16 protein-coding genes and 1 tRNA gene are annotated in these 19,179 nt (G+C 52.5%); 9 read left to right on the top strand and 8 right to left on the bottom strand.

What is annotated here, in order from left to right; translation table 11 throughout:
* Nucleotides 1-29 precede the first annotated feature (29 nt).
* Nucleotides 30-788, top strand: coding sequence for an alpha/beta fold hydrolase (locus ACOQPM_RS00985; protein WP_420627356.1), 759 nt, complete (start codon nucleotides 30-32; stop codon nucleotides 786-788).
* A 3-nt stretch (nucleotides 789-791) separates the two neighbouring features.
* Nucleotides 792-1,643, top strand: a complete 852-nt coding sequence (locus tag ACOQPM_RS00980; RefSeq protein ID WP_420627355.1) for a PIG-L deacetylase family protein — start codon at nucleotides 792-794, stop codon at nucleotides 1,641-1,643.
* Between the two features lie 9 nt (nucleotides 1,644-1,652).
* On the opposite strand, the gene ACOQPM_RS00975 is transcribed toward ACOQPM_RS00980, so the two are convergent.
* From ACOQPM_RS00975 to ACOQPM_RS00965, 3 genes are all read right to left on the bottom strand, one after another.
* Nucleotides 1,653-2,936 (bottom strand): tetratricopeptide repeat protein, encoded by a 1,284-nt coding sequence (locus ACOQPM_RS00975; RefSeq protein WP_420627354.1) that lies wholly within the window; start codon nucleotides 2,934-2,936, stop codon nucleotides 1,653-1,655.
* Nucleotides 2,937-3,028: 92 nt separating this feature from the next.
* Complete coding sequence (locus ACOQPM_RS00970; RefSeq protein ID WP_420627353.1) at nucleotides 3,029-5,467, bottom strand: GAF domain-containing protein; 2,439 nt, start codon at nucleotides 5,465-5,467, stop codon at nucleotides 3,029-3,031.
* A 362-nt stretch (nucleotides 5,468-5,829) separates the two neighbouring features.
* Nucleotides 5,830-6,132 (bottom strand): hypothetical protein, encoded by a 303-nt coding sequence (locus ACOQPM_RS00965; protein ID WP_420627352.1) that lies wholly within the window; start codon nucleotides 6,130-6,132, stop codon nucleotides 5,830-5,832.
* Here ACOQPM_RS00965 and ACOQPM_RS00960 point away from each other — a divergent pair.
* Nucleotides 6,125-6,679, top strand: coding sequence for a hypothetical protein (locus ACOQPM_RS00960; RefSeq protein ID WP_420627351.1), 555 nt, complete (start codon nucleotides 6,125-6,127; stop codon nucleotides 6,677-6,679). The two genes, ACOQPM_RS00965 and ACOQPM_RS00960, sit on opposite strands and share 8 nt — an antisense overlap.
* Before the next feature lie 92 nt (nucleotides 6,680-6,771).
* Here ACOQPM_RS00960 and ACOQPM_RS00955 read toward each other — a convergent pair whose 3' ends face one another.
* Together ACOQPM_RS00955 and lpdA are read right to left on the bottom strand one after the other, a co-directional pair.
* Nucleotides 6,772-7,773, bottom strand: coding sequence for a class I SAM-dependent methyltransferase (locus ACOQPM_RS00955; protein ID WP_420627350.1), 1,002 nt, complete (start codon nucleotides 7,771-7,773; stop codon nucleotides 6,772-6,774).
* Between the two features lie 127 nt (nucleotides 7,774-7,900).
* Nucleotides 7,901-9,292 carry a dihydrolipoyl dehydrogenase gene (gene lpdA / locus ACOQPM_RS00950; RefSeq protein WP_420627349.1) on the bottom strand — a complete coding sequence of 464 codons (1,392 nt, stop codon included), beginning with the start codon at nucleotides 9,290-9,292 and terminating at the stop codon, nucleotides 7,901-7,903.
* A 97-nt stretch (nucleotides 9,293-9,389) separates the two neighbouring features.
* Here lpdA and ACOQPM_RS00945 point away from each other — a divergent pair, with 97 nt between their 5' ends.
* Complete coding sequence (locus ACOQPM_RS00945; RefSeq protein ID WP_420627348.1) at nucleotides 9,390-10,232, top strand: hypothetical protein; 843 nt, start codon at nucleotides 9,390-9,392, stop codon at nucleotides 10,230-10,232.
* Nucleotides 10,233-10,325: 93 nt separating this feature from the next.
* Nucleotides 10,326-10,664, top strand: a complete 339-nt coding sequence (locus ACOQPM_RS00940) for a YegP family protein (RefSeq protein ID WP_420627347.1) — start codon at nucleotides 10,326-10,328, stop codon at nucleotides 10,662-10,664.
* Nucleotides 10,665-10,735: 71 nt separating this feature from the next.
* Here the strand turns inward: ACOQPM_RS00940 and ACOQPM_RS00935 are convergent, their stop codons facing one another.
* Together ACOQPM_RS00935 and ACOQPM_RS00930 are read right to left on the bottom strand one after the other, a co-directional pair.
* Nucleotides 10,736-12,520, bottom strand: a complete 1,785-nt coding sequence (locus tag ACOQPM_RS00935; RefSeq protein WP_420627346.1) for an ABC1 kinase family protein — start codon at nucleotides 12,518-12,520, stop codon at nucleotides 10,736-10,738.
* A 53-nt stretch (nucleotides 12,521-12,573) separates the two neighbouring features.
* Nucleotides 12,574-12,646: transfer RNA gene (locus ACOQPM_RS00930), tRNA-Glu, on the bottom strand.
* Nucleotides 12,647-12,751: 105 nt separating this feature from the next.
* Between ACOQPM_RS00930 and ACOQPM_RS00925 the strand changes: the two genes are divergently transcribed.
* Nucleotides 12,752-13,717 carry a DMT family transporter gene (locus ACOQPM_RS00925; RefSeq protein ID WP_420627345.1) on the top strand — a complete coding sequence of 322 codons (966 nt, stop codon included), beginning with the start codon at nucleotides 12,752-12,754 and terminating at the stop codon, nucleotides 13,715-13,717.
* On the opposite strand, the gene ACOQPM_RS00920 is transcribed toward ACOQPM_RS00925, so the two are convergent.
* Nucleotides 13,670-15,256 carry an ATP-binding protein gene (locus ACOQPM_RS00920; RefSeq protein ID WP_420627344.1) on the bottom strand — a complete coding sequence of 529 codons (1,587 nt, stop codon included), beginning with the start codon at nucleotides 15,254-15,256 and terminating at the stop codon, nucleotides 13,670-13,672. The genes ACOQPM_RS00925 and ACOQPM_RS00920 overlap by 48 nt on opposite strands.
* Nucleotides 15,257-15,543: 287 nt before the next feature.
* On the opposite strand from ACOQPM_RS00920, the gene ACOQPM_RS00915 reads away from it, so the two are divergent.
* The 3 genes from ACOQPM_RS00915 (at nucleotide 15,544) to ACOQPM_RS00905 (ending at nucleotide 19,129) form a co-directional block, all read left to right on the top strand.
* Nucleotides 15,544-17,232, top strand: coding sequence for a M14 family metallopeptidase (locus tag ACOQPM_RS00915; RefSeq protein WP_420627343.1), 1,689 nt, complete (start codon nucleotides 15,544-15,546; stop codon nucleotides 17,230-17,232).
* A 307-nt stretch (nucleotides 17,233-17,539) separates the two neighbouring features.
* Nucleotides 17,540-18,583, top strand: coding sequence for a methyltransferase (locus tag ACOQPM_RS00910; protein ID WP_420627342.1), 1,044 nt, complete (start codon nucleotides 17,540-17,542; stop codon nucleotides 18,581-18,583).
* Between the two features lie 15 nt (nucleotides 18,584-18,598).
* Complete coding sequence (locus tag ACOQPM_RS00905; protein WP_420627341.1) at nucleotides 18,599-19,129, top strand: cupin domain-containing protein; 531 nt, start codon at nucleotides 18,599-18,601, stop codon at nucleotides 19,127-19,129.
* Nucleotides 19,130-19,179 lie beyond the last annotated feature (50 nt).

Raw genomic sequence — 19,179 nt, 5'->3', positions numbered from 1 at the left:
GGAATCATTCATGCAGAAGGACGTGTAATATGACAACCTGGACAGCCCCCGACGGCTCCGATATTAATTATGAACAATACGGCAGCGCCGACCCAAACAAACCTTATATGCTACTGCTTCCCGGCTTATTGGGAGCCATCAGCAGCCAGTGGCGGCCGTTTCTAAAGCCGCTGTCAGAAAGTTATCGGCTCCTGTTGGTAGATTTAAGGGGACACGGCCGTTCCCAAAACAACGCCCCCGCACTCAACGTTACCCAAATGGCCGATGATCTGATTGGCTTGCTGGATTCATTAAATGTTGAACGCCTGCACATTGCTGGTTACAGCTTAGGCGGCTACCTGGGCTTGATGCTGGCCATGCGCCAACCTCGCCGCGTGGCTACCTTGCTCATGCACGGCACCAAGTTTTACTGGACGGCCGAAGCCGCCGCCAAGATGCAGCAACAGCTAGACCCTGACGTGATGGCCGAAAAAGTACCCACCTACGCCGATCAACTCGTGAAGGACCATGGGGGTCGGCAGTGGCGCACCCTGGTGCGGCAAGCAGCTGCCCTCACTGCTGGGCTGGTAGAAGGTGGCATTGCGGAACGGCTGCTGAAAAATGTACAAGCTCCCGTGCTGGTGAGTGTGGGCGACCGAGACGAGCTAGTACTGCTGCCTGAAGCGTTCCGCCTGAGTCGCGCCTTGCCACAAGGCCAACTGCTGGTGCTGCCCAACACCCGCCACCCGCTACAAACCGCGCAACTGGTTCCTCTTCTGCCGATGATGCAAACGTTCCACACTGAATAACCTATGACCAAACGAACTTTACTTGCTGTGCTAGCCCACCCCGATGATGAATCTTTTGGCCCAGGGGGCACGTTTGCCCGCTATGCGGCGGAAGGTGTAGATGTTCACATCGCCATCGCCACCGACGGTGCGGCCGGCTCCGTGGCCGAAGGATATGAAGATGCCCGCGAAAAGCTGGCTGAAGTGCGCGCCAAAGAGTTAGAAACGGCCGTTTCCATCCTCGGCGGCACATTACACACATTGAGCTACCGGGATTCGGGCTACATTGGCGATCCCGCCAACGAACACCCTGATGCCTTTGTGCAAGCAGATGAGCAGGAGGCAATTGGGCGCGTGGTGAAGCTCATCCGGGAGCTACGGCCGCAGGTCATTGTTACCCACGATGAAACAGGCGGCTACTTTCATCCTGACCACATCCAATGCTGGAAAATCACCGTCCCAGCCTTCCATGCCGCTGGCGACCCCAAACAATATCCAGAAATTGGGCCTGCGCCGTACCAACCCCAACGACTCTACTTTACCGCCTTCCCCAACACCTGGGTGAAGGTTCTCATCTTTTTGTTCCGACTGCGCGGCCAAGACCCTACTAAATTCGGCCGTAATAAAGATATTGATATGACCCGCGTTGGTGTAGCCCGCAAAAAGCTACATGCTTTCATCAATTATCGGGATTATTGGGACGTAAAGCGCGAAGCAAGTGCTGCCCATGCCAGCCAGGGGGGTGGCGGCGCATTGGGCTGGATACCGGTCAGTATCCAAAAGCGGCTGCTGGCCCGCGATACGTACATTCGCGCTCATCCCCCCACGCCAGAGGGCTTCCGCGAAAAAGATTTGTTTAACGGAATCGGGAAATAGGTATACTTGCTACTTTTCTGGGGGAAGTTGGTTGAGAACGGCCGTTACCGGCGGAGCCGCTAAAAATTTTGCCTTTAAGACCTCATCTGTAAACGGTTCGGCAATTTGTAAAATAACTTCAGCCGCAATGCGATTATGCACCGAGGCTAGGCTATTATTGGCAGCAATTTGAGCCAGCGCGGCATGTAGCTGCCAAAGCAGCATCTTGTTTTCCATTTCATGTGCCAAAAAGATCGCCTGCTGCCACAGCTCTTCTGCCAATGCCTCCTTCCCCTTGAGCTTCTCGTATCTTCCCAGGGCAAACAGGCCATTCGCACGATGCCAGCGCGATTGATCCGGTTGGCTGGTGACTTCCAGCAGTGCCTCAGCATATTGCTGGCCGGCTAAATCTCCCTGAGCCAAATATACGTGTGCCAGCGCGTACAGTACATGCAGATCAATTTCAGGCGATTTGGCTGCCTGAGCCAGATCATGGGCGCGGTGCAAAAACTCCAGACTCTCTGCCCAGGCCTCTTTTTGTGCCAGATTTAGCCCCATATTGCGGCATAAATCCGCCTCCAATACGCGAAATTGGGCTGCTTCGGCCAGGGCTAACCCTTCTTGATGGCATTCCAGCGCCAGCTCGGTTGCGTAAAGCAGTTGGTAACACTCGCCCAGATTGTTCAGTGCCGAAACGAGGCTGCTGCGCCGCCCTACCTGTCGTCCTAAATCGAGACTTTTTTCAAACGCCTGAATAGCTTTGTGCAGGTGGCCAGCCGTGGCGTAAGCAATACCGATCCGATTACTGGACTGTACCTGGCCTTTGATGTCGTCGAGCTGTTCAAACAGGGCGTTGGCCTGGTTAAGGCAGTAGGAAGCCTGGTTTGTTTCGCCTTGCACCAGGTAGGTGCCCCCCAGAGCAGCCAGGGTCTTGGCCCGGCCAGAGGTGTAGTTGAGTGCGGTAGATAAATCGAGGGCTTCCTGACATGCTTTGAGCGAACGGCCGTACTGCCCCAACCCCCGTGACCGATTGCCAATTAACACCAATGCTTCCACAGCGTGCTGGCTGCTGCCCGCTTCCAAATAATATTGCTCATACGCAGCCAAAGCCGCCACCTGCTCGCCCAATTCACTTAGCAAATCCCCCCGCTCTTTCAGGCTGATAAGACGTGCATTTTTAACGTTGCTATCTTCTGTTTGGGGATCAGTCTCGGCCAAAAGCTGGGTGTATTGATCAACAGCCTCCCACAAACGGCCGTCTCGCGTGGCGATGCGGGCGCGTTCAATCTGTTGGTCAAAAGTTGAGGCAATCATGCTACCAAGCGTAACCAAAACTGCTTACGGTGGCAATAAAGATAGAGAAAGTTGTGTGTAAACCGTGAAAAATGGCTTGTAGGCAGGGGATTCTATGCTTCGGGGGGCGGCTGGGTAGGTAGCTCAACGGTAAAACAGGCACCTTGCCCCGGCAAATTTTCCACTTGAATGGTGCCACGATGCGCCGTTACAATCCCCTTCACCGCAGACAGCCCCACCCCAGAGCCTTTGGCGCTCAATCCTTCTTGAATCCCTCGGAAGAATTTATCGAATACATGTGGTAAATCTTTTTCTGGAATACCTGGCCCCTGGTCAGCCACCTGAACCACAACCGACGCATCGCTATAGGTTGTAGTGACCATTACCTGCGTCGCTTCGGGAGAATATTTGATGGCATTATCTACCAAGTTCAGGAGCATGTGGTATAGGCGCAGGCCATCACCGCTGATTGTGTAGGGGGTACCGTTGGTAACGGCCGTTACCTCAATCGTCTTGCTCAACGCCACACCTTCGGTATCGCGCAGTACTTGAGCCGTCACATCTTCCAGATCAACCAGCTCTTGCGATAGCTGGATTGCATCTTCCTGATCTACTGTATCCAGGAGGTGGGTAATCATGTCCAGCATTCGGTCGGCTGCCACGTTAATCTCTGAAAGGAACCGCTTGCCTTTATCGCCCAGCGGCTCCGTACGCTCTAGCAAATTGGCATAGCCCGTCACCGCCATCAGCGGGTTTTTGAGATCATGAGACAGCATGTGCATAAATTCAGAGCGGTCTTCTTCTAGCTGTTTTACGTAGGTAATGTCTTGCATCATGGCGATGGTGCCTATGCCATCCACATGTTCCGTGGTAGAAAGATAGGTTTCATCGCCAATTTTCACTTCTACGGTACGACCAACGCTGCTGGAAATCGCCTCAAAAAATTGGGACATGTTGGCTTTAAGCAACCGTTGGGCAGCGTCGTTGGAAACTAGGATGCGACCAACATCATCTAAAATGGTTAGCGGTTCTGAAAGCGTATTGCCCATGGCCATGATGGCACCCCGTTGGCGTTCCACATTGGCATAAAGGCGAGCATTTTCAACGGCCGTAGCCACAGGCAGCGCAAATGAACGCAATAAAGCCGCATCTTCTTCTGAAAAAAGCGAACCAGGCTGGCTGTGCAGTACCAAAACGCCAACAACCTCCCCTTGAACTTTGAGGGGAACAGCGGCCACCGGCACATTGGCTTGCGATGTAATAAGGTCAAGCTGCTCATCAAACCCTGGGTAATTGGATATATTGTTCGTTATGATAGATTCACCCTGAGAAACTACTTGCCCCAAAATGCCCCGCCCTAAAGGATAAATTGGCAGTTCTGACGTGTCGCCAAACGGCCGTAAAATCGGATTCCGCTCATCTCGTAAATAAATATGCAAGTCTGCCACCGGCATGTGACGTTTTACCTGCTCCACCAACACTTTGTACACCTCTTCCATATTTAAAGAGGCAGACACTGTGCGTGACAGCTCATTAAGTGCCGCCAACTCTCGCACGCGCTGACTCAATGCTTTGTCTGTGGCACGGTAAAGGCGGGCGTTTTGGATGGCAATAGCGGCATAATCGGCAATGGCACTCAGCAGGCGTTCATCTTGGTCATCAAACGATTTACCCGGCTCCTGGTGTGCCGAGGCTAGCACGCCAAACGTGATGCCACCCAGCGAGACTGGCACATAGGCCAGGGCTTCTACCAAATACCCCGTCATAATTTGCTGGGACGCTTCACCTGGCTCTGAGCTTGTTCGTAGTGGCTTGCCAGTTTTGATGACGCGTCCGGCAGGGGTATCAGCGTCAATCGGCATCCGCGTGCGGCGCAGGCGGGCATCATCCATGCCCCGGCGGGCTTCCAAAAACAGCTCCCCGGTGGCTTCATCCACCAGCCAGATAGAAGTTTCGCCAGCGGACGTCAGGCTCATAGCGGTGGTGACAACTTGGTTCAGCACCTCATCTAAATTTAGCTGAGTGGTAATTGCTTTCCCAATTTGGGACAGGGCTTCTACCAAATCGGGACGGGTTTTTAGGGGAGCCGTTCGCAGATACGGCCGTTTAACAATTTGCACCGCCAGCTCCAGGTTGCCCAACGATAGCGTGTCGCCATCGGCCAATGCGTAGGGAGTGTTGTGCCCAATGGAACGGCCGTTGCGTCGTGTGCCGTTTGTGCTGCCTAAATCTACCACAAACAAATTGGTTGGCGTGGGACGTAATGCCACATGCCGCCGAGAAACACCTGATTTTTCAGCACCATACGGAGTCAAATCAATCAGATCCTTCTCGTTTTTGCCACGACCCAAATGAATTTCGCCGTTAATTGACAAGCCAAATTCTTGCTGTTTATCAGAAGTGAGCAGAAAACGCACCTGCCAGACGGGAAGTTGCTGTTCATCCACCTTGTCATGCGGCACAGGGCGATACGCTAGCTCACCTGTAAGTAAGTGATCAAGCGCAGGATCCGATAACAACTCTGTTTGTTTATTGGGGGATTCTTGCGACATAAATATATGCGATGCTGCAGGTGTGATCCTGTGAATGCTCAAATCGTTTTTACATACTTTGATTGAGCAAACTAACAATACGTGTTAAAAGAATATTATAAATAACTGATGTTACGCACTTCGTCTAGGGAGACTACAAAAGTCTTGGCCGCATTTCAGGTACTTGCCAGACTGAGTAAGACTTTGTAGTCTTGGACTGCGTAACATGAGTAAATAATAGCCCTTCACTACCATTTGCGCCAAATTCAAACCACCAGGCATCCGCTTGCAGCGAATTTTGAGCCGTGCAATATTTTCGGCCAGTGCCAAATTCTGTATAATATTCTTGTGCGTTTTTTGCCAACTGTGACACTGTTTCTTTGTCAAAAATCTCTGGAGAATAGTTCGATGAAAAGAATGATCATTTTGGGGATATTATTTTGTATCATGTTGTCCGCTTGCTCAGGAAGCGGTGAATCAGGTGAGAGCGAGGAAGTTGCGTTAGCCCCAACAGAAACGTCAACGGCCACGCCTACCGCAACCCCCATGGCTACGGCGACCCCAACGAACACTTTAACGCCAACGGCCGTACCCACCGAAACGCCCACACCGACAGAAACACCTACCCCCACAAGCACACCCAAACTGTGGGCCACAGCCACCGCCGAATACAACGAAATGAGCATCCGCGCCGTATTTGAGCAGTTTCGTACTGCCACAAAAAATGGTGATGGCGACGGTGCCGTAGAAGTTGTCTCTTCACTAGATGTTGAATGGTACGATTACCTGTTGGTTGGCGCATTAACGCTAGAGCGTGAAGAACTTGGCGCTTTAGCGACTATCGAAAAGTTTATTATTCTCAGGTTACGCCATAACTTCAGCCTTGAAGAGTTAGAAAATTTGACTGGTGAAGACGTCATTATCCTTTCTTTTGAAAGAGGCTGGATCGATCTATCCTATCTTGAAAACTTTGAAATAGATGAAGTTGATATAGGTATTGATCCCGGAAATGCTCTTGTTACTTTTGCAGATGGTACTGCAATGTTTTTTTATAGAGAAGGGGGACGACATTGGAAAGTATCTCTTGGTCAGTTCATGAGTCAAGCTAATGAAGAGCTTAATCAGATTATTAGAGAATCTGGCATCCCTGAAGACCAGTTTTTTACTGGTCTTCTAGAGCTTTTATCAGAAAGACCTGTTGATGAAAGAATATTTGATGGGCCCATTGAATAGTGCGTTAGACCTGACAGGTTTACGCACCTACTTCGCAATCAACCTACCTTGCAATACAAAGTGGTTGTGCCTTGAAGTTGACGAGTAACCTGTCAGGTCTTTTGGTGATAGATTTTGAGTAGGGCGATTTTGGTGCTGTGGTTGAAGGGCGCGGAGTCGGTGATAGGTGGTGTGTTTTGGGTGTGAGGGTAGCCAGTACAATCTTCCGGCACAGAGAGGAGCTGTTCAATTTCCACGTAGCCATCGGCGCAGAGGGTTTCTAGCTCGGCCAGGTAGTCGGCTCCGCTCACGTACAGCGCGTTGTTGATGGCGATGATGTGGCCGCCGTGTTTGACTAACGGCCGTACCTTATTAACAAGCCTCGCCATCCCTTCATTCAAATCTACTGTGCCTGCGGCCGTTTGCGAAAAAAACGGCGGATCGAGAAAGACACAGTCAAACTGCTCCCCTGCCCGCTTGAGCTGGCTCATTTTGCGCCAAAAATCCCCCGTCTGGAACAATTTCTTGTCAATCGGAAAGCCATTGAGTGTATATGAAGTCTTTGCCACGTTGAGGAATCGCTTGTTCAGGTCGGTGTGCAGGACGCGGTTGGCCTCGGCAGCCGCCGCCACGCCCAGGCTACCCGTGTAGGCAAAACTGTTCAACACATCTTTCCCCGCCAGGTTGTCCAACGCCCAGCGGCGCACGAGGCGCGTATCCAGGTAAAAACTGGTGTCCTGGTTCATTGTCAAATCCAGCGCATAACGCACGCCGTGCTCACGAATTTTAGTTGTGAGCGTGCTGCCCCACAGCAACACACCGCGCTTTTCTGCATCAGAGCCGTGCCGGGTTTTTAGCAAAATGGCTTGCAGCCAGGGGTATTGTTGGCGCAGCAGTTGCTGAGCGGCCGTAACCACATCCTCTAGCTCTTCCGGTGGGTTGGCATAGTTATACAGAACGGCCGTTTCCCCAAAAAGATCCACCACGAGCTGCGGACACCCCTCCAGAAAGCCATTGAACAGGCGAACGGCCGTTTCGTGACGCTCATCTAACAAATGGAGTCGAGCTTCAATTCCGCGCTCCACCAACGTCATAAATTGTTCAGGAAAAATCAATGAAATCTCCCAGTGGCAGGAGCGGCTTGCGAGCCAACCCTACCACCCAAACCTACAAAAAAGCCCAGGAACCAACGCTCCCAGGCCTATTCAAAATCTCTTAAATCTCTGTGCCCTCTTTGGCAAATTAAATATGAATCGCCTCACCCTCAACGGCGTGGGCCGCTTCCATCAGCGCTTCGCTGAGAGTTGGATGAGCATGGACGTTACGCGCAATTTCTTCGGCCGTTAGCTCCGCATTGTGCGCCAGCGTTAGCTCCGGCAGCAGCTCCGTCACATCTGGGCCAACCATATGCGCTCCCAAAATCTCGCCATACTGCTTGTCAGCAATGATTTTGATGAAGCCTTCCCGCTCGCCCAGCCCCAGCGCCTTGCCGTTGGCCTGAAACGGAAACTGGCCCACGTTGAGTTCATAGCCAGCCTCTTTGGCCTGCGCCTCGGTGTAGCCAAAGCTGGCCACCTGCGGCACACAGTACGTAGCACGGGGCATCATCCGGTAATCCAGGGCGTGTGTCTCATGCCCGGCAATTGCCTCAGCCGCCACCAAACCCATTGCCGAGGCAATATGCGCCAGCCGATACTCCGTGGCCACATCGCCGATGGCGTAAATGTTGGGTACGTTAGTACGCATTTGGTCATCAATGGCAATCGCGCCGCGCTCCGTCAAGGCCACACCCGCGCTTTCCAAACCAATATTTTCCACGTTGGGCGCAAAGTTGATGGCCAGCATAACCTTGTCGCCTTCCAGCTTGGTGCCATCAGCCAACGCAACGGCAATGCCGTTTTCAGTTGTTTCAATTTTGTCTACGCGGCTGTTCATGTGCAGCTTAACCTTGAGCTTTTTGTACGCTTTCTCCAGCACGCTGCTTATTTCTGGCTCTTCATTGGGCAGCAGACGATCCATCATCTCCACAATGGTGACATCCACGCCGTAGTTGGCCCACATGTAGGTAAACTCCACGCCAATTACGCCCCCACCGACGATGATGAGCTTCTCCGGCGGCGAATCGCTCAAAATGGCATCTTTGTAGGAAATAATGCGCTCGCCATCAAATTCGATGCCAGGAATGGAGCGGGGACGTGCGCCGGTGGCGATGATAATGTTTTTGCCGCTAATCGTCTGCTCGCCACTGTCGTTCAGGCTTACCTGCACGGTGTTGGCATCGGTCAGCTGGCCCGTGCCTTCAAAAACGTCAATTTTGTTCTTTTTCATGAGGAACTGTACACCCTTCACCAGTCGGCTAGAGACCTGGCGACTGCGCTTGAAGGCGACGCTGTAATCTAGCTGCAAATCGGTGAAAGAGAAGCCGAATTCGCGGGCGCGGTGTTGCAAGGTGTGGGCAATTTCAGCATTTTTGAGCAGCGCTTTGGAGGGGATGCAGCCAACGTTGAGGCAAACACCGCCCCAATATTCCCGCTCGATGATGGCGGTTTTGAGACCCAGCTGGGCGGCGCGGATGGCGGCTACGTAGCCCCCTGGCCCTGCGCCTAAAACGACAAGATCGTATTGATTGGTCATAGAAAAACTCCGTTTGGGGTAGGTTTTAGTTCCAGATTAAAAGTTCCAACAGAATTATACCAGCGTCCAATCGTAAATCGTAAATCAGCAATCGTCAATGTATAATGGCGGCATGGGTTTTCCGATGTGGACGTTGATTGGGATGGGCGTAACGGCCGTACTCGCCCTACTCATGACCATTTTTGCCTACTTGGCCCAGTCCCCACGGGCTTTGCTGAGGCTGGGCCTGGCCGGGTATCGGCTTGATTTGCGGGTAAAGCTGTTCACTGGTTACGCGCTGGCCAGCCTCATTCTTATGCTGGGTTTCTTTTTGGCAGGAGTGCCGATCAGCAATGGTAACTCGACAGCGGCCACGACGCCCACGGCCGAAATTGCCGAAGCGGTAGCCACCTCTGCCAATACGGGCGCGATGGGTGATTTGCCAGCAACGGCCGTTCCTACCACCAACACCCGTACCGAAACCACAACCGACCTCACCACCGAAACGCCCTCTAGCGGCGCATTTGGCGGGCCGCCATCCGACAGCAGCGACGAAGTTCCTACAGAAGAAGTCACCGCAACCGGAACGCCTGAACAAGCAGGGCCATCGGCCACGCCGGGAACCACCATTACAGAAACGGTTATTCCCAACAATAGCAGTTCAGGTACCGCCACCACCGCGCCTACCGCCACAGCAACTTCTACACCGCTTCCTACAACCACGCCTACGCCGACGATTACCCCTACCCCAATCGAGGGCATCACAGCCACCATCAGCACCAACGGCAGCACGCTGTGGGTGCGGCGTTCCCCTGGGGGGCAGCAGTTGGTAATTGTGCAGGACAATGATGTAGTAATTTTGGAAAACGGCCGTGCCAACCAAGGCGGCATTCTGTGGCGCGAGATTCGCACCGTTAATGGCATCTTGGGTTGGGTACAGACGGAGTTTTTAGAAGAATGATGTGACGAACCGGTTGACAGGGCGTCAAAGGAAAGAGAACGATAATTGAGTAATTACTTTTTGTAACCCCCACAACGCAAGGAGAGCGATTTCATGAAACACCCCAAATTTCAAATTTATCAAGGCAACAACGAAAAGCATTACTTCCGGCTCACCGCCCGCAACGGGCAAAATATCCTGTCCAGCCAAGGGTATGCGTCTAAGGCAAGCTGCAAAAACGGGATCGAATCAGTGAAAAACAATGGCACCAGTGCCGACCGATTTGAGATGAAAGAAGCGGCTAACGGCAAATTTTACTTCAATTTACTGGCGGCCAACAAGCAGGTCATCGGCAAGAGCCAGATGTATGCCAATAAGCAAACGTGCCAGAGCGGTATTGAGGCTGTTCAGCGCGTGGCCGCAGAAGCGGGTGTTGAGGATACGACGGTATAGTTTGCGAGTGTGCAAGTGGCGAGTTTGCGAGTCCTCTCTACTGGCAAACTCGCTTTACTCGCATACCCGCCCTACTCCCTCTTTCTTTTGCGATTCAAGTAAACCAGCGTACCGGAGAGCATTCCCGCTGCGCCTAAAATGCTCCAGCCTAGCTGACCAATTCGCTTTTCGATGCGCTCATACTGGCGCAACGCCTCTCGATCCGACTGCACGCGGAGACGGCCGTTTTCTGCCAGATTGAGTAGCCGTTGAATTTGAGCCGGGGTGTTGAGATACGGCCGTACCAACTGCCAGGCCGTCTCTAGGCCAAACCGCTGCCCTTCTTGGCTAGATGTTAGCGCCTCGCCATACTTTTCAATGAAATACCAGGGGTTAATCTGCTCATCTAGCTGAGACACCAAGCCAGACACGATGCCCATCGCCCGCCCCAGGTAAATAAAGTCCTGTGGAATCTGGAAGGGAAAATCGAAAAGTAAATCGCGGAACTCTTGCCCCAGCTCCTCTAACTCAGCTGGGTCAGGGCGCGCCAAATCAAGCAAATTGCGCCCCCAGATGCGATCCAGCACCGCCTCTTGCGCCTCGGCAATGCGTACCAGATCAGCACCGGGCAGGAAGAAACCCAGATTTTGGTACGCTTCGGTCAGCTTACGGCCGTCCCGCTGTGTCACGCTAATAAGCACCTGCCGCAAATTGTCGCCCATTAGCGACGGCACCCGCCCCACCATGCCAAAATCAACGAAGACTATCCAGAACGGCCGTCCACCTTGCCCTGCCGCACCACCTTCTGGCGGCCAGGGAATGTCTGGCCGGGGCCGCACAAACAGATTGCCCGGATGCGGATCCGCATGGAAAAATCCCTCGCGGAAAACCTGACCAAAATAAACATCCAGCAATGCCTCGGCCACCTCAGCAGGGTCAATGCCAGCCGCTTCCATCGCCGCCACGTCGGTAATTTTGGGAGCTTCTACATTTTCCATCACAATGACCCGATCAGCGCAATGCTGGCGGTACATTGCTGGAATGTAAACTCGCGGATCGTTGGCATACAGCTCAGCAAAGCGTTCGGCGTTGTCTACCTCGGCGCGGTAATCCAACTCCTCCCATAACGTTTTGGCAAACTCCTCCATGAGGGCCGGTACGTCGGCGCGGCGGGCGATGGGCCGGTAGCGCATTGTCCAGCGGGCCACAATTCGCAAAGCTGCCAAATCAGTCTCGACGATAGCACCAATGTTGGGACGCTGCACTTTGATGACAACGGCCGTTCCCTGTGAACCTGCCCCATTTTCTGGCAGCAGCCAAGCGCGATGGGTTTGCCCCAACGAGGCAGCCGCCATTGGCGCTTCCTCAATCTCGGCAAAGCGTGTTTGCACATCCCCCAACTCTGCCCGGATAACGGACATGATGCGCCAAGTCTCTTCTGGCGTCACTTCATCCTGCAACCCCTGCAGCTCTTCCGTGATTTCCGGGGGTAACATGTCCACGCGGGCGCTAAGGAACTGCCCCAACTTGATCATCACGCCGCCCATAGCCAGTGCTAGCTCACGAAAGGCGCGTGACCAGCGACGGAAGCGGCGGGGGCGGCTTTGGCGTACGGCCGTTCGCAACAGCGGCACTCGTCCACCCAAAATATCCCAAATAATGAGATGCAAAATAACGCGGGCAAAGAAGATGAGGATGCGACGGAAACGGCCGTTGCCACGAAAATTCTGATTGCTTTCAGGCTGAGTTTCCGGGTCTGGCTGAGGGGGTGATTGGTGGGAACGGCCGTTTGGCTGATAGACACCCTTCAACTGTGGACGGCTATCCACAACTTCAAATTCTGCTTCTGCTGGCGTGCCATTCTTCACTGCGGCCATGTAATTTATCCAAACTATAAAGGCTTCACCCACCTGCGGATGAAGCCTCGTGATGCCCCGTACGGGACTCGAACCCGTGTTTTAGCCTTGAGAGGGCTACGTCCTAGGCCGCTAGACGAACGGGGCCTTTGCCAAAACAGCGTTCAGATTCTAGCAAACGGCCGTATCCCTGTCAAAGAGTTGGCGCGTCTGGTTGCGAGCCTTTAGACCCCGTGCCATAATCCGCCGCTTATGGCTCCTCAACAACCATCCTCCCAACGGCAATGGCTTACCCTGGCACTTATTGCCCAGCTAGGCTGGGGCGCTTACCCTGTATTTTTGCGCTACCTGCAAACTGTTAGCCAAATACCCAGCCTGTCACTACTGGCTATAGGCAACTGTCTGGTGCTATTGCTGGTTTTAGCCGCACGCTGGCGGCAAATCGAATGGCGCATCTTTCGGCTGCCGCTGCTGTGGTTGTTTGGCAGCTTAGTGGTGCTACGTGGTATCACCAACCTGCTGGCTACACGATACACTCTGGCCACTTACGCCCAGCTTATCTACCTGATGACGCCGTTCATTGTGGCTTTGCTCAGTCGCCTGGTGCTGCGTGAGCAGCTACCGCGCCACACCTTCAAAGCATTGACGCTTTGCTTACTGGGTGCAGTTCTTATTATGTCTGGAAATTTGGGAACTGTATCGTCAGAAACGGCCGTAGCCCGCAACGATTGGTTAGGCATCAGCTTAGCAGTAGCCAGCAGCCTGTTTCTAGCACTGTACATGCTCGTCACCCGGCGCACTGAACGACATCATGCTTCCGGCGAGTCGCTGCTGTTGGTTCACCTGACTGCACTTACGCTTTTTTCTGGCGTTACCAGCGCCATTTTTCAGGAAGATTGGGGGCATTGGTGTCATTTACAACCGGGCGACTGGCTCGTATTTGGGCTGTTTACTATTGGGGTGTTGCTGGGGGCTAATTTGGGACAACTTCGTTCTATTCAGCGGCTAGGTGCGCCACTGGTGAGCAGCATGATGGCTACGCGTCTTGTTAGCGCCTTAATCGTGGGTAGTTTGCTGCTCAACGAGTGGCTCTCATCCGGCTGGCAAATGTTGGGTGCAATTGTGGTGTTTATTACGCTCACTTGGTATTTAAGACAGGGTAACGGCCGTTCATCCAGGCACATCTACCGGCAGCCAAATGGTAAAGCTAGCACCTGAACCAGACTTGCTATGCAACGTTATGTGCCCATGATGCGCCTGTGCTATCTGTTGGCTTATACACAAACCCAACCCCGTCCCTGAAAGCTGCCCCTGCTCTGCCAATGCACCCCGGAAAAACCGCTCAAAAATATGCTTCTGCTCTTCCTCAGAAATGCCAGGCCCGTCGTCAGACACGGTAACGGTGAGCCACTGGCGTTTATCTTCAAAAGGTGCCGCTACCTCTACCTGAATGTGCCCACCTGTAGGTGTGTATGCCAGTGCATTATCCAGAAGCTCGCCCACTGCCTGCCGCAACCGGGCAGGATCACCCGTAACCGGCGGAACCCCTTCTTCGATGTAACAGCGAAGCGTTTGCTGCCGCTGATGAGCACGCACCTGATTCCCTTCACACATTTGAAAAACCATTTCAGCCACATCAGTTTCTCGCCAAGCCAACACATTGTTAGAGCTATCTAAACTGGCTAGCTCCAAAATATCTTGCACTAAATGCTCTAGCCGCTCGGCTTGCGAGGCCAAAACGTGTAAATAGTGCTGTGATTTGCCGTTAGCTAGGCCACCTTCCAGCAGTTCGGTGTATAGCTTGATATTGGTAAGGGGTGTTCGCAATTGATGGGTCACGTTATTGATAAAACTGTACTGCGCTTTGTCCAACGCTTGAAAACGGCTGATGTCTTGATGACTGGTAACATAGCCCGTAATTTGGCCCGTATCATTCTGGATGGGAACTATCGTTAAAATTGTGGGGTAGGTACGGCCGTCCTTGCGCCAGCCTTTCACTTCTCCAGACCAGGCAATGCCCAAAGCAAACGCATCTGCTTGCGCTTGCCGGTCTTGTGCCGAGAGATCAAAAAATGAGTCAAAGCGGGTCGTCAATGCTTCTGCCTGATTAAAGCCAGTTATGGAGACAAATGCTTTGTTTACATAAAGGATTCGCTGTTCAGTATCGGTCATGGCAATGGCTTCGACAATGGAACCCAAGACAGCTTCGAGCTTTTCTTTCTCGGCCGCCAACTCGACCGTGCGCTCACGCACCTGCTTTTCCAGGGTGCTGTTCACCTGGCGCAGTGCCAGCTCTGCCTCTTTGCGCCAGCGAATATCGCGGGCAAAGTTGATGAGCACGTCTTGCCCTTCCCAATAAACCAGGCGACTGCTTACTTCTACAGGAATCAGCGTGCCGTCCTTATGCCGATATTGCCCTTCATAAAAGTAGGTGCCAGAAACTGAGGATTGCCAGGTGGTTTCAGCATCTTCTGCATTGAGCAGGCGGGGCATTTCAATCTCATCCAATGACATTTGGCGTATTTCAGACCGGCGGTAACCTAACCTTCGGGCAGCATTGGGATTCACGTCTAAAATTTTCATGGTGTAAGGATCAATGATGAGAATGGTTTCACCAGAGTTTTCAAACAGGAAGTCAGCATAGTTTGTTGAGGCTTGGCCAGTCTGGTTTGCCTCTAATTCAGCAATGCGTTGGCGCAACATACCAATTTCGTTATGAAGATTTCTGTCTGATTGTTGGTTTTCCAAACCGTTCATACACTTTTGACCTCATAGTCACAGCAAATAACCAAACTTTATTTTGAGCGAGGGGAAAAACACACAACGGCCGTTTTCCTACTTATCATTTTGTGCCAGAAACGGCCGTCTGTCTATAGCATTTCTATCCTAAATTCCTTTACTCATTTGTTTTTTACGCTTTTGGCACATATTTTGCGCCGATGCACCATATTGCACAAAAACAAAACCACGGAATACGCGATATACGTTAGACAATCACCTAATTCAAGCTATAATCTCATCATCCCGCAAAAAAGGAGTGATTCGTGTCGCAAGAAATTCGCTTTGATACCTACTACCGTTACGCAGAACTGACCGCCTTCCTCAAGCAATGGGCGGAGGCATACCCCAAACTTTGCAAGCTCATCAGCATTGGTCAGAGTTATGAAGGGCGCGACATCTGGCTCATGATCCTCACTAACTTTGAAACCGGGGCAGACGATGAAAAGCCGGCTTACTGGGCCGATGGCAACATCCACGCCACCGAAGTTTCCGCCTCAACCGCTGCGCTCTACCTCATCCATAAGCTGCTTACCCAGTACGGCCAAGATGACAAAGTAACTTACGCACTGGACTCGCGGGCATTTTACATTGTACCGCGTCTAAATCCAGATGGCGCAGAGTGGGCATTGGCAGATGTGCCTAAATTTATCCGCAGCAGTACCAAGCCGTACCCCCGCATGGATGCACTAGATGGGCTGCACCAGGAAGATGTGGATGGCGACGGCCGTATCCTGCAAATGCGCCTCAAAGACCCCAACGGCAACTGGAAAATTCACCCAGAAGACCCCCGCCTCATGATTCCCCGTGAGGCAGACGAGCCGCCCGGCGGTGACTTTTACCGCCTGCTCCCTGAAGGCCAAATTCAAAATTATGATGGTCTGACTATCAACTTTGCGCCACCAGTGCAAGGGCTAGACCTCAATCGCCAGTTCCCCGTCTTTTGGGAACCCAACCAGCGCGGCGCGGGCGATTACCCCGGCAGCGAACCAGAAACGGCCGCTCCCATGCGCTTCATTGCCGACCATCCCAACATTACCGGCTCGGTGAGCTTTCACACCTTCAGCGGCGTTTACCTGCGCCCACCCACAAAAGGAGCCGACGACACCTTGCCCACCCAAGATTTGTATACCTACAAAAAGCTGGGCAAAAAAGCAGAAGAGATGACTGGCTACAAAGCCGTCTCCGTCTTCCACGACTTCAAATATGACCCCAAAGAGTACATCAAAGGCACGTTTGACGATTGGATGTACGAATTTTTGGGCGTCTATGGCTGGACGTGCGAAATTTGGAGCGTGCAGCAACAGGCAGGTATTACCGATTACAAATATATGGATTGGTTCCGCGAGCATCCCCTGGAAGATGACCTTGCCATCATGAAGTGGAATGATGATGTGCTGGATGGCAAAGGATATGTAGATTGGTATGAATTTGACCATCCGCAGCTCGGCCAGGTGGAGCTAGGCGGCTGGGACTTCTTTGTAACGTGGCGCAACCCACCATACAGGCTGCTGGAAAAAGAGATTGCGCCATTAGCCGATTTTGCTCTCTACTCCTGTCTGGTTTCGCCAAAATTAGAATGGCACAGCATACAAAAAGAGTCTTCGGGGAATAAACATTCAAAGAATGTACATCGGGTGACGGCCGTTATCCAAAACACCGGCTGGCTCCCTACCAACATTACCAAACAGGCACTAAAGATGAAGGTGGTACGCCAGCTAGAAGTGGACATTGCCTTGCCAGAAGGCGCAAAATTGCTCACGGGCAAGCCCAAAACAGTGTGCGGCCAGCTAACCGGGCGAGACCACAAAAGCACCGCCCCCATCTGGAACGGCGACTCTACTAGTGAAAGAGCAAAGGTAGAGTGGGTCATTGAGGCAGAACCAGGGGCGGAAGTAGAGATTACGGCCGTTCATCCCCGTGCCGGAACCATTCGGCAAACCGTTACTTTGTAAACGCAGCAGCAAAATCGCTCCAGCGTACCGTGTGCGCTGAACAAACGCCATTCTGCATAAGCAAATGAACTATCCCGCCGCAAACAGCGGGGTATTCGATCCCTTTAGGGTAGATAAACAAAAAGACCGTAGTCACTTAAAAATCTCCTCCGGTATGCAAAAGGAGCAGACAGTCTCTGCTCGCATTCTGATTTCCCGGCCAATATGGGAGCTTGCCCCCATGACGGTGGGAAGCCGGGAAGTGTACAGTGTTCAGTAATCGGTCAACCATCTACCGATAACCGATTACCAATAACCGGAGACTACCATGCCTATTCAACCCAACTTTTTGGAACGCACGGCCTTTTTTTCGTTGAACGCTGCCCCAGCACCGATGCTGGATTTGGCCGGGGCGTTAGCTTTTCGAACTTTAAGCACGGCCGTTCACCTTAACCTCTTCGCCACTTTGGCGGAACGGCCGTTTACCCCCGCCGAGTTAGCCCAGCACCTCAACCTACACGAACGAGGAACGCACCGCTTGTTAGAAGCATTAGCCGCGATTGGATATGTGGCAGAACGGAACGGCCGTTACCACAATACCTCCATAACGGAAAAATGGTTCCTCGATAACAAGATGATGGATATGACGGCTGCGATGACCTCCTTTGATAACTTTTTTCAAGAACTGTGGCCACATGCGCCGGAGGTGGTGAGAAGTGGAAAACGGCCGTTCGACTTCTACCAATTCACCGCCACAACCCCTGGACTCAGCGACGCTCACCAACGCATGATGCAGGGCAATGCCAATCTCGTCGGGCCGGCCATCGTCAAAAAGATGGGTCTATCGCCAACGGCCAACCGGCTGCTGGATGTGGGTGGCGGGCACGGCCAGTTTACTATTCACTTCTGCCAAGCACACCGCCAACTCAGTGCCACCATTATGGATAGCGAAATCGCTTTGGAGACGGCACGGCAAAATGTGACGGTAGCAGAGCTTGATGACCGAGTAGACCTGTATGCCGCCGACCTATGGCAAGCAGAATGGGGGTCGGCGTGGGATGGCATCTTGCTCTTTAATCTGCTGCACCATTACGATTTGGAGACCAATCAAAAATTGCTCCAAAAAGCCCACGCCGCGCTCAAGCCGGGTGCCAAGGTCGCTATTTTCGATCAGGTGGCGAGCAAAGCGTTTGGCTCCGCCACCAACGCCATTATCAAGCTGGTGGGGCTGATGTATTACCTGTTTGCAGACGGCCGTACCTTCACCCGCAATGAATTGACAAACCTGCTCAACGACACAAATTTTAGGAATATTCAATTTCACCCACTGCGGCAGGCACCCGGCAGCAGCCTGTTGGTGGCAGAAAAATAATTGGAGATTTGGAAAATGAACAAAACAATTAGGAATCCGGCCATTGGACACCGGGTTACATTTTTACAAACGGCCGATCAGACCAACGGTAAGCTGTTGCAGATCATGTACGCCGTAGAAGTACCAGAAACAAAGCCAGCCATCCCACTCCATATTCATTCGCAATGTGCAGAGCGGTTTGAGGTTGTAGACGGCCAACTAGGAGTCGTTTTGGACGGTGAGCGGCGGCTGTTGGGTGCGGGTGAAGAAGTTTACATTCCATCCGGCACGCCGCACACTTTCTGGAACGCGGGTGATGGAGCGTTGCGCTTTATCACCGATGTGCGCCCGCCAGGACAGCTGCAAACCTATTGGGAAACAATTTTTGGGCTAGCAGAGCAGGGCAAGGTGGGCAGGAATGGTTTGCCCAATCTGCTGCAATTGGCCGTCATTGCCCCTCTGGCCGACAGTTACCCCCCTAATATTCCCATCCCTATTACTCAACTCATCATCAAACTGGTGGGCGGTATCGGTCGCTTGCTAGGCTACAAAGAAAGCTACTCATAGATACATTGGATATATCCTGTTTTCAACCAAACCCATTGAAGAAGCAGATG

Origin of the sequence: Candidatus Leptofilum sp., assembly GCF_965223525.1 — a bacterium.
Lineage (GTDB): Bacteria > Chloroflexota > Anaerolineae > Promineifilales > Promineifilaceae > Leptofilum.
The sequence above is the reverse complement of the archived record's forward strand: the minus strand, read 5'-3'. Positions and strand labels throughout refer to the sequence as shown.